The organism is Stenotrophomonas sp. P5_B8, assembly GCF_054049855.1.
On sequence record NZ_JBFULO010000563.1, the window covers coordinates 1 to 2037 of the forward strand.

A 2037-nucleotide genomic window follows, 5' to 3' on the forward strand; every position below is an offset into this window, starting at 1 on the left:
CGCTGGGGGTTTCGGTCGGCGGCACGCCGGTCCTGAAGCTCGACAACGGCGTCCATGCGGCGGTGGCGGTGGCGCCGAAGCCGTCGGTGCAGGCCAAGTCGACACTGACCACGAGCGCTACCGTGGACACGCTGAAGCTGGAGGACGCAGCGAGCGCTGGTGCGGCCGCGACGGTCGACGCCGGCACGGGTCATGCGCTGGCCGCGCAGGTCGATGGCAAGGCGCACGTGGACACGAGCGTGGCGATCGGCGCCCGCGAAACCGTCAGCGCTGGCGTGGACGACGCGGTCAACGCGACCCTGGTGACCGGCGTTGCCGGTGGCGTGAAGGTGGATGCGCTGGCGCATGCGGTGGTCGATGCCGACCGCAACCAGAAACTGGTGGATGCCAACGCGGGCCTGATGCAGACCAGCGCGTTGACGCTGTCGCCGACCGCAGCCTCCGGCGGTCTCCTCGGCGGGGTGGGCGACCTGCTCGGCGGCGTCGGCAACACGGTGGGCAATGTCGTGGGCGGGGTCACCGACACGCTCGGCAACGTCGTCGGCGGTGTCAGCAATACCGTCGGCAATGTGGTCGGTGGCGTGGGCAACACGGTCGGCAACATCGTCGGCGGCGTAGGCGGGGTGATCTTCCCGGCGCCGACCTCGCTGCCGCCGGGGCATCCCAAGGCACCGGCACCGGCCGATCCCAATGCCGGGCTGATCATCGGCACCGGCGGCCTGGTGGGCTCGCTGTCCAAGCTGGTCGGCCCCACCGCGCAGGGCCTGCTTGGTGGCGATGGCTACGTGCGCAACGGCAACCTGGCCGTCAACAGCGCCAATGTCATGCAGACCTATTCGGTGACCAACGTACTGGGTCTGCCGGTGGTGAACCTGACCCCAGCCGGCACGCTGCTGAACGGGCTGGGCGGCGCCGCCACCGGTGGCAGCTCGCACCTGACCCTGATCGGCGGTGTCACCTCCGACAGCTACATCTACAACATCAACAACGGCAATCCCAACGGCCTGCTCGGCCTGTTGCTGCCCGACCAGGCGCCGGGCTGGTCCAACAAGTGCGTGGACCTGCTGGTGGCCAGCATCGATTGCTGGGCGGTCAACGCCGCGCAGGATTACCAGGTGCTGGTCGGCGACGGCGCTTATGCCAATGGCTCGCGCGAAGTGGTGATCGGTGCGAATGCGCGCCACGAGCTGGCGCAGGTGGATGCCAACGTGGCCTTCCCCGGGGCGGGGCAGAACGATCCGAACGACCCCACCGGCGTGCCCACCGCCGACTACGCCGCGCGTATGGGCCACTCGGTGGTGGTCGGCGACAGCGCCAAGGGCACGRCCAACGGTCAGGTGCTGCTGGGCGCGGAGGCGACCTCCACCCAGGCCAACAGCGTGGCACTGGGCTACCGCACGGTGGCCAACCGCGGCGCGCAGGCCAGTTACAGCGCGTATGGCCTGAACACGCCGCAGATCTCCGCAGGCGAAGTCTCGGTCGGTTTTGCCGGGGGCGAGCGCCAGATCACCAACGTGGCGGCCGGCAGCCTGGCCACCGACGCGGTCAACGTCGGCCAGTTGCAGGGTGCGATCAACCAGATCGATGCGCTGGACGGCTTCGCGGTGACCTACGACGACGACGGCGCCGGTGGCGCCAACTACCGCCGCATCACGCTCGGCGGCGGCACCGGGACCACCACGCTGGGCAACCTGGCCCCGGGCGCGATCGGGGTGGCCAGTACCGAAGCGGTCAACGGCGCGCAGCTGTTCTCCAGCAACCAGGCGATCGTCGACTACTTCGGCGGGCTGACCGCGTTCGACCCGGCCACCGGCGCCTGGACCGCGCCGAGCTTTGCGATCACCACCGTGTCCAACGGCGGCGCGATCGCCCAGGGCGTGTACGACAACGCCACCGACGCGTTCTCGGCGGTGGACGGTTCGCTGGTCAACCTCAACAGCCAGATCACCGATATCCGCAACGGGGTCGGCAGCAAGTACCTCAAGGTCAATTCGATCGGGCTGGCCGCAGCTGCGGCCGGGCTGGACAGCATCGCGG

General features: G+C 69.6%; 1 pseudogene. It reads left to right on the top strand.

What is annotated here, in order from left to right:
• Nucleotides 1-122: 122 nt before the first annotated feature.
• Nucleotides 123-2037, top strand: a pseudogene (locus tag ACXJKH_RS19355) (YadA-like family protein); the annotation flags it as partial.